Origin of the sequence: uncultured Brachyspira sp. (assembly GCF_944390845.1) — a bacterium.
Taxonomy (GTDB): domain Bacteria; phylum Spirochaetota; class Brachyspiria; order Brachyspirales; family Brachyspiraceae; genus Brachyspira; species Brachyspira pulli.
The window spans coordinates 1-10,343 of sequence record NZ_CALXRM010000098.1; the positions used below are offsets into that span (position 1 = coordinate 1).

The window sequence follows — 10,343 nt, forward strand, 5'->3', positions numbered from 1 at the left end:
TTCTAGTAATTTAAATTATAAGGAATACCTTCTTTTTTTAAACTAAAAGTGTGCAATATCTATGGCTCTTAAACAAAATTATTAAAAATAATAACTTGTAAAATTCCTACTTATAGTATAAAATTGTATATCTTTATAATATACTAAAAACTTTATTAAAGAAAAATTTAATCAATGGAGCAAAAAATAAGATGGATTATAGTTCTACTATTAATTTGCCTAAAACCGCTTTTCCTATGAAAGCTGGTTTAAAGGAAAAAGAGCCCAAAATAATAAAAAAATGGGAAGAAGAAAAACTTTATCAACAACTTAGAGAATTAAGAAAAGGTGCTCCTAAATGTATTTTACATGATGGACCGCCTTATGCGAATGGAGACATTCATATTGGAACATCATTGAATAAAATTATTAAAGATATTATTGTAAGATATAAATCTGCTAAAGGTTTTGATTCTCCTTATGTTCCTGGTTGGGATTGTCATGGTATGCCTATAGAATTGAAAGTTCAGGAGAGTTTAGGAGATAAATATAAAGAAACTTCTAAATTTATAATGAGAAAAAAATGCCGTGCTTATGCTCAAAAATATATTGATATTCAAAGAAAAGAGTTTAAAAGACTCGGTGTAATGGGAGATTGGGAAAATCCTTATCTTACTATGTCGCCTGAATATGAATCTGAAATAGTTGAAGTATTTGCACAATTAGTAGAGAAAGGTTACATATATAAAGGTTTAAGAACTATTCACTGGTGTATGGATTGTGAAACTGCTTTAGCTGCAGCTGAAATAGAATATGATGATAATCATACTTCTACAAGCGTTTATGTAAGATTCCCAGTATTAAATAAAATCAATGATAAATTAGATGGTAATGTTGATGTTATGATATGGACTACTACTCCTTGGACATTGCCTTCAAATATGGCTTGTGCTTTCAATAGAGATTTAGAATATGTTGCTGTTGAAATAGACGGAAGATATGCAATAATGACAACTTCTTTAGTTGATACTGTTCTATCTAAAAAAGATATGAAAGCAGAAGGCAGAGATATGATTCCGGTATCTATGGAAGAGATTGAAAAACTTGAAATAGCTCATCCATTTATAAAAGACAGAAAATCTGCTGTTGTATTTGCTGATTATGTTGAGGCTACTTCAGGTACTGGTATAGTTCACACTGCACCTGGTCATGGTATGGAAGACTATCAAACTGGTATGAATTACGGACTTGAAATATATTGTCCAGTAGATAAAGCTGGAAGATATACAAGCGATTTCCCAGAAATGCAGGGAATGAAAGTAAGAGATGCAAATCCTAAAGTAGTAGAGATACTTGAAAATAATGGTTCATTATACCATAAAGAAAAAGTTACTCACAGTTATCCTATTTGTTGGAGATGTAAAAATCCATTGATATTCAGAGCTACTTCTCAGTGGTTTATGGATATGACACATGATGATATAGATAAAAGAACAGTTAAAGCTTTAGATAATATTAAATGGTATCCAACTTGGGGACATGAAAGAATGCAGAAAATGCTTGAGAATCGTCCTGACTGGTGTTTATCAAGACAGCGTTCTTGGGGAGTTCCTATACCTGCATTCTATTGTAAGAACTGCGGAAAAACTTTATTAACTGCTGAATCTACAAGACATTTTGCTGAAATAGTAAAAACTAAAGGAATGGATGTTTGGTTTGAATTAGAGGCTAAAGATTTACTTCCTGAAGGTACTAAATGTGAATGCGGAAGCACTGATTTTGATAAAGAGCAGGATATTTTGGACGTTTGGTTCGATTCTGGTGTATCATCTTTTGCGGCACAGAAAACTAATAAAGATTTAGACGGAGTTTTCCCTGTTGATATATATTTAGAGGGAGGTGATCAATACAGAGGTTGGTTCCAAGCTGCAATTTGGCCTTCTATGGCTATAAGAGGAATACCTCCATACAAAGAGCTTGTAACTCATGGTTGGACTTTAGATGAACAAGGCAGAGCTATGCATAAGAGTGCAGGCAATGTTGTTTCACCTTTAGAAGTTATTGACAAATACGGTGCTGATATATTAAGACTTTGGTGTATAAGTGAAGACTTCACTCACAATGCACGTGTTGGTGATAACATGATGAAGGCTATTGCTGACAATTACAGAAAAATAAGAAACACTTTCAGATATTTGTTAGGAAATATTTCTGATTTTGATTTCACTAAAGAAAAGATTGAAGTTAAAGATTTACTTCCTGTAGACAGATATGCTTTATCAAGACTTCATAGTTTTATAAAAGTTGCTGAGAAGGCTTGCGATGGTTATGAGTTCCATTTATTCTATCAAAGACTTATAAATTACTGTGTTGTTGAGCTTTCTGCTACTTACTTTGACATTATCAAAGACAGATTATACTGTGATAGAAAAGATTCTGTTTCAAGAAGAAGTGCTCAGACTGTACTTGTTGAAATATTAGATGTATTAGTAAAAATAATAGCTCCAGTACTTCCTTTCACAACTGATGAGGTTTGGGGATACTACAAAGGAGAAAATGCTTCTTCTGTACATTTAGAATTATATCCTAAAGCTGATGACAATTTAATTGATTTAGAGTTAGAAAAAGAATGGGCTTCAATTCTTAAAGTACGCGATGATGTATTATTATCACTTGAAAGAGCTAGAGATAATAGCACAATAGGTAAATCTTTAGAGGCTTATGTAACAATATGCACTAAAGAACCAGCAACTAAAGAATTACTTACTAAATATGAAAAATATTTAAACGAGATATTCATTGTAAGTAAAGTAACACTTTCTGACAGCAAGGACGATACATTTATAGAGGGCGGCGTTTCTTTCGTTAAGACAGAGAAAGCTAGTCATGAAAAATGTGTACGCTGCTGGGGACATTATGACAGTGTAGGAACAGACAGCGAGCATAAAGAGTTATGTACTAGATGTGCTGAGGCAGTGAGATAATTATATTTGAATATTAAAAAAAATTAATATTTTAATTGGGGCTTTGCCCCAACCCCCAGTTCTTTTGCCGAATAGGCACCTACTCGGTGGTGACCCAAAGAACCAAAAAGACTGCATTTTTTAGTTCAAATATTTTTATTATTAATTTGTTAAATATTATTAAAAAAATAAAAGGGCGGCTATGAATAATGGCTGCCTTTTTTTATTTATAAATTTGTTAGAAAATAATATGAATATTATTGATGCTATAATAAATTTTATAGTTTAGTAAAAACAATTGGTTTATTACACTATGATTTTTTAATATATTATAAAAATTAATTGATTATTTTACTATAATATTTATAATTTATATGTAACTGTAAAAATAATATATATGATTGTTTAATTTATGGAATTTAAAAAAACATTTACTAATTATCATGATAAAGAAGAATTATTTTTTGATATTGTTATTGATGATGTGTTTTTTGAAAATAGATATTTACTTGGTCTAGTTAATGATTTTGAAGAATATGATTGGTCATTAGAAAAAGTTATTGATTTTATAAATATTTATATAAGTGAAACAGCATTAACAATGACAGAAAAAGAATCATTGATAAATAAAGGAAAAATGAATCTTATATTGAAAGAATCATATAAAAATATTAGAATAGATAAATATATGGCAGAAATAGGAGAAATATTTTTATATGGTATACTTAAGGAATATTATTCTGCCATTCCTCTTAATCCTAAAATATATTATAAGCAAAATTCTAATGATTATGCTAAGGGGTTTGATAGTGTTCATATAACTCTTGATGATAATAATTTATTATTATGGCTTGGTGAAAGTAAATTTTATAGTAATATAGATAATGCAATTGATGAAGCTTGTAAATCATTAAAAGAGCATATAAATAAAAAATTTATAAAAAAAGAATTTGAACTATCTTATGATTCTAAAAATTTTAATATTATAAAATCTAAACATCTTGATGAATCAAATGCTGAAGAATTGGAAAATATATTAAATAAAACAAAAAAACTAGAATATGTAAAAAACAAATTACATGTTCCTATTATGATAATGTATGAATGTGATATTACAAAAAAATATAAAGAATTATCTGAACAATATGTAGAAGAATTAAAAAAATTTTTTATACAAAAAGCTAATATTTTCTTGAGTGAACTTAATAATTCAATTATGGAGTACTATAAAAGTATACATTTTCATTTATTTTTATTTCCTGTTGTAAATATAAATAGTATTAGAGAAAAATTTAAAGATATTATATTACCTTATCAGAAATTAGATAATATTAATAATGAAGTAAAAAAAATTGATTTATTTAAAGAATGTTCTACTATTAATAATTTATTAAAACAAAACAAAGAAGAAAAAGCTAGAGAACAATTAATTACTTTATTGAACATAATCAAAGATAAAAATGTAGAAATAAATTTTGAACCAGAAAATACAATAAAATTTTTTACTCATCTAATAAGAATGACAGGATTATATCCATATCTAAAAAAATATATTGAAAATTCATCTTTTGAAGATCAATTAATTTATCATTTATTTTCTTTAGATAATGAAAAAGATATAAATGGTTATATTGTGTTACATAGAGAACAATCTAAAGTATTAAAATTACTTTTAGAAGGTAAAAATATATTATTGAGTGCACCTACAAGTTTTGGTAAAAGTTATATAATAGACAGTTTAATATCTAGGAAGAAACCTAAAAATATTTTAATAATAGTTCCTACAATAGCACTACTTGATGAAACTAGAAGAAGAATATATAAAAAGTTTCATAATGATTATAATATTATTACTACAGCAAATGAAAACATATATTTTAAAAATATATTTATTTTTACACAAGAAAGAGCATTAACATATTATAAAGTATTATCTAATATCAATGTTGATTTACTTATTGTTGATGAATTTTATAAAATAGGGTTTAACTATTCTGCAAATAATTATGTTGATATTAGAAGTTCTATATTACAGCAAATAATATTTTATTATTGTTCTGAAATGACTCAGAAATATTTTATAGCACCTAATATTGATGAGGTATCAGAAAATCCATTTATAGAGCACAATGAATTTTATCATACAGATTTTAATACAGTAAAAATAGAAGAACACAATCATATTATTAAAAATGACGATTATCGTTTACAAGTAAAGTTAAAAAATGATAAATTAAATTCATTATTAAGAAATGAACTATTTAATAAAAAAAATATTATATATACTAATACAGTTGTTGGTATCAAAAACAATATATATAAAAAATGTATAAAAAAATATGATATAAATATTTTTACCAATACAGTATTATTAAATGATTTTTTAAAATGGTTAGAATTATATTATTCTAAAGAATGGATTTTATATAAATTAGTTAAAAGAGGAATTGGTATTCATAATGCTCAAATACCAAAATATTTATCTCAAATACAGATTAGGCTTTTTAATGATAAAGAAATTAGTCATATAAATACAATAATTGCTACTTCTTCACTTATAGAGGGAGTTAATACAGTTGCTGAAAATATTGTTTTATATAGTAATCAAATAGCTTCAGATGAATTTGATAGATTTACATACAATAATATAAAAGGTAGAGCTGGAAGGATGCTTGAGTATTATACAGGTCATATTTATTTATTAGAAAAACCTCCAGATAAACAAAGATATAAATTAAATATTGATATTAATGATTCTACTATTATTGATATAGATAATACAGAAATATCTAATAATTTAACTGAAGAACAAAAAAACAATATAGAAGAAACTAAAAAAGAAATGATATCAATGATAGATGAAGAAAAATTTTACAGTATTAGAGATGAACATTCAATAAAGAATGATAGAAAAACTATGCTTAATATAACTAAAGAATTATATGAGGCAAGTGAGAATAATAATCTAATAGATATGTTACTGCCATTTTCTAATGATGACTGGAAAAATGATAATAAATATATATTTGATATATTAAATAAATATAATATTAAATATAATATTTCTTTTAAAGAGAATCCACTAAATATATCAAAGTTTATTATAGCTATTTCTAATAATTGGAATTTATCATTATTAGAAATTTTAAATACAACTAAAAATTATATAGGAATAGATGATTATTTTAAGTTTGAAAATGTAGTATCATTTGATGTATATAATTTATTTTCAGATATTAATACATTACAAAAATGTATTTTAAAAGATAATGAAATAGATATCTCTCAATTTGTTAATAATTTACAAAATGTATTTTTACCACCACATGTCTATACTTTAGAAGAATTTGGACTTCCTAGAATGTTATCTAAAATAATTGATGAATCTGGTATTATTAAATTTAATTTTGATGAAAAAGATGGTATTAATAAGACTTTAAATCAATTTATAGAAAAAAAAGATGATATTATAAAATTATTTGATGTAAATTCTTTTGATTATTATTTTTTACAATATTTTTATGATGGTATAGATATTAAAATATAATAATTGTTTGCTGCTACGGTGATTTTTCTACTTATATTTAGTTGCAAAATGTGCGGTTTGGGTGTATTGTAGTATAAAGTTATAATGGGGGTGTTTTATATTATGAAAGTCAACAGTCAACAGTCAACAGTCAACAGTCAACAGTCAAGTAATTTAAATAATTTAAAGAGTTATGTTAACTCTGATTTAAAAAATCAATCTTATGACTTATTAAAAAATTTAATTCAAAACTTCAAATCAAATTATTCACAGTATACAAATAAAAATTATAATGAAACGGAGACTAGAAGGGATTTTTTGGATCCGTTCTTTGAGGCGTTCGGTTGGGACGTTTCTAATAGGGCGGGTAAATCACAAACTTATCGTGATGTAATTCATGAAGATAAGGTGAAAGTTGGGAAGGAAACTAAAGCTCCTGATTATGCATTTCGTATTGGGGGAAATAGGGTTTTCTTTGTTGAGGCGAAGAAGCCCGGTGTTAATCTTAAAGAGGACAGTTTGCCTGCTTTTCAGCTTAGGAGGTATGGCTGGAGTGCAAAGCTCGGTATAAGTTTCCTCACTGATTTTGAGGAGCTTGCCGTTTATGACTGCACTAGAAAGCCAAATGTTAATGATAAGGCTTCTACTGCTAGGATTGAGTATATTCATTTTGAAGATTATCTTAATAGATTTGATTTTCTTTATGAGATACTTAATAAAGAGAGAATTGAACAGGGTTCGCTTGAAAAATATATTGCAGGTACTTCAAACAAAAAAGGTACTGAAAGTGTTGATATTGATTTTCTTAATTCACTTGATAGTTTAAGGACTAAGCTAGCATCTAATATTGCGAAGCTTAATAAAAATTTATCTGTACGCGATTTGAATTATGCGGTTCAGCAGATTATTGATAGGATTATATTTTTGAGGGCGGCTGAAGACAGAGGTATTGAGGAGTATGGTGATTTAAAAAGGACTTGCGAGAATAAGGGGGATAATTTTTACAGTAATCTTTTAAAAATTTTTGAACATGCTGACGGCAGGTATAATTCGGGGCTGTTTGATTTTTCTAAAGACAGTATTAGCAGCAGTATTGAGATTGATAATAAAGTAATAAAAGAGATTATTAATGAGCTTTATTATCCTTTGAGTCCTTATGAGTTTTCTGTTATATCGGTTGAGATAATAGGGAATGCTTATGAGCAGTTTTTGGGTAAGACTATCACTATAGGGAAGAATCATAGTGCGAAGATAGAATTAAAACCAGAGGTGCGTAAGGCAGGAGGAGTTTATTATACACCTGAGTATATAGTTGATTATATAGTAGCGAATACGGTTGGGGAGGCTATAAAGGGGAAGAAGCCTGAGGAGATAGCGAATATAAAAATATTGGATCCGGCTTGCGGCAGCGGAAGTTTTTTACTTGGGGCGTATAAATATTTACTTAATTATCATATTGAATATTACAACAAGATAAAGGACAGGGCGAAGTTTAAGGGTTCAAAAGAAGATGTAATAAAAGAGAATGGGGATTTAACAATTTGGATAAAGAAGCAGATATTACGCAACAATATATTTGGAGTGGACATAGACAGCAATGCGGTAGAGGTAACGAAATTATCATTACTTATGAAGTGTTTGGAGGGGGAGAGTCCGGCGTCAATACAGAACAATCAGGATTTATTTAATGAACGAGCTTTACCGTCATTGGAGGAGAATATCAAATGCGGCAATAGTTTAATAGGCAATGATTTTTACGAGAGCCAGTCGGTGCTTGATTTTGACGAGGAGACGCAATATAAAATAAATTGTTTTGATTGGGAGGACGAATTTAAAAATATTTTTAAAGGCGGCGGTTTCGATGTGGTGATAGGCAATCCACCGTATGTAAGAATGCAAACTCTTTCAGATACTAACAAGGAAACTGTTAATTATTATAATAATATTTATATAGATTATGTAAAAGGAAATTATGATTTATATATTATTTTCTTATATAAAGCTTTTTCTATGTTAAATAATTATGGTAAATTAGGATATATTTTACCTCATAAATTTTTTCAATCAGAAAGCGGAGAAAAAATAAGAAAATATTTATATAATAATAATGCAGTTGATACTATAGTCAATTTTACTACAAATCAAATTTTTAGTAATGCTACAACATATACTTGTTTGCTATTTTTATCTAAAAAAGAAAAAAATAATATTTTATATAAACAATTTAATTTAAATGATGATTATACAAATTTATCTAATATAGAGTATGATAAATTTGATTATTCTATTTTAAATACTAATTCTTGGAATTTTAATAATTCAGATGTTCAAGGTATCTTAAGTAAGATTGATAATCAAGAATTATTGTTTTCAGAAATAACATACAAAATATTTAAAGGTTCTTCTACAGGTAATGATAATATTTATTTGTTTGATATTTTAGAAGAAAATCAAAATACTTGTATAGTAAAATCTAATATTTCAGAAGAAAAAGAAGAATTAGAAAAAGATTTATTAGTTCCTTTTCTTTATGGTGAATCTATAAGAAGATATCAGGATTTAAAAGCAGCTAAATATTTATTATTACCATATGTAAAAAATAAAGATGATGATAATAATATGTCATTAATAGATATTAAAGAATTAAAAACAAAATATCCATTAACATATAAATATCTAAATAAATATAAATCAGTTTTGTTAACTAGAAAAATCAAAATGAATGATAATGATTATTATAAATATTCTGCTTTAAGAAGCATTAACTATTATGAAAGAAAAAAGATTATGATACCAGATATGTTGGTAAGTTTAAGAATTAGTTATGATTTTGAAGGTTGTTTTTATCATGGTCCAAGTATACATAGCATAATATTTAATGAAAAAATTAATAATCTTAATGAAATGTATTTTTATGCTATTTTAAATTCAAAAATATTTTGGTTTTTTGTATCAAATACTAGTACAGCTTTGAGGGGCAATGCTTATAGATTAACTCCTGAATTTATATCTCCTTTTAAGTTTCCTAATTTAGATTTAAACAATAAACAAGACAAGGAAATGCATGACAAAATGGTTGCTTTAGTTGACAGTATCATTGCTTTAAACAAAAAGTTAGCCGTTGAGAAAAATCCTAATGCTGTTACTATGGTTAGCAGACAGATAAATTCAATAGATAGGCAAATAGATAAGCTCGTCTATCAAATTTACAATTTAGATGAAAATGAGATTAAGATTATTGAGGGTTAGTTCTCTGTAAAAGAAAGCAAACCGTTTTGTGTACTTTTTGTTTAGGCAAAAAAGTACCTTATGTCCTCGCTTTGCTCGGACACGCTACGCGAAAACCTATTTCTTTTTTGTAAAAAAGAAGCAAAAAACATTTACAACATGTATGGGATATCTTTTATTAAATATGATATCTTATACATGTTCTTTTTTGAAAAAAGAACCAAAAAATTTTTATTAATTTTATGACGCGGGCTGTTAGCCCTTGTTTAGAATTTAAGGGTATATATAGGGGTTGATAATTTTATATATAAATTTATAATTTGAGCAATGAGGAAGTGAAGATTATAGAAGGAGAATAGTTTTATGAAAATAGATTATCAATTAATTAAAAATATTTTAATTACTATACAAGATTATCCATTACCTAAAATAGATGGTAAAGAATTACTTAATAAATTAGATGTAAAAATACCAAGTAGAAGAGCATTAGAAACAGATGAAGATTATTTGAAATATGTTACATTAGTATATCATATGAAAGAATTATTAAAAGCAGAGTGTATAGAAAATATTGTTTAAGAGCCATAGATATTGCACACTTTTAGTTTAAAAAAAGAAGGTATTCCTTATAATTTAAATTTCTAGAA

Annotated in this window: 4 protein-coding genes; all 4 read left to right on the forward strand. The window is 26.7% G+C overall.

Translation table 11 applies throughout. The annotated features are described in order from the left end of the window. Window positions 1–191 precede the first annotated feature (191 nt). The 4 genes from ileS (at window position 192) to Q0K52_RS13700 (ending at window position 10,275) form a co-directional block, all read left to right on the forward strand. The gene (ileS, locus tag Q0K52_RS13685) at window positions 192–2,963 is read left to right on the forward strand and encodes an isoleucine--tRNA ligase (protein ID WP_297300387.1); all 2,772 of its coding nucleotides are present in this window, start codon (window positions 192–194) and stop codon (window positions 2,961–2,963) included. A 391-nt stretch (window positions 2,964–3,354) separates the two neighbouring features. Then, a complete protein-coding gene (locus Q0K52_RS13690) occupies window positions 3,355–6,489 on the forward strand; it encodes a Hachiman antiphage defense system protein HamA (RefSeq protein WP_297300389.1) in 3,135 nt (1,044 codons plus the stop codon). Between the two features lie 102 nt (window positions 6,490–6,591). After that, entirely contained in the window at window positions 6,592–9,717 is a 3,126-nt protein-coding gene (locus Q0K52_RS13695; protein ID WP_297300391.1) for an N-6 DNA methylase, read from the forward strand. Between the two features lie 342 nt (window positions 9,718–10,059). Continuing rightward, entirely contained in the window at window positions 10,060–10,275 is a 216-nt protein-coding gene (locus tag Q0K52_RS13700) for a hypothetical protein (RefSeq protein WP_297300394.1), read from the forward strand. Window positions 10,276–10,343 lie beyond the last annotated feature (68 nt).

Coding starts and splice junctions, on each gene's coding strand:
- ileS (WP_297300387.1), top strand. CDS start 192: ATGGATTATAGTTCTACTATTAATTTGCCTAAAACCGCTTTTCCTATG.
- Q0K52_RS13690 (WP_297300389.1), top strand. CDS start 3,355: ATGGAATTTAAAAAAACATTTACTAATTATCATGATAAAGAAGAATTA.
- Q0K52_RS13695 (WP_297300391.1), top strand. CDS start 6,592: ATGAAAGTCAACAGTCAACAGTCAACAGTCAACAGTCAACAGTCAAGT.
- Q0K52_RS13700 (WP_297300394.1), top strand. CDS start 10,060: ATGAAAATAGATTATCAATTAATTAAAAATATTTTAATTACTATACAA.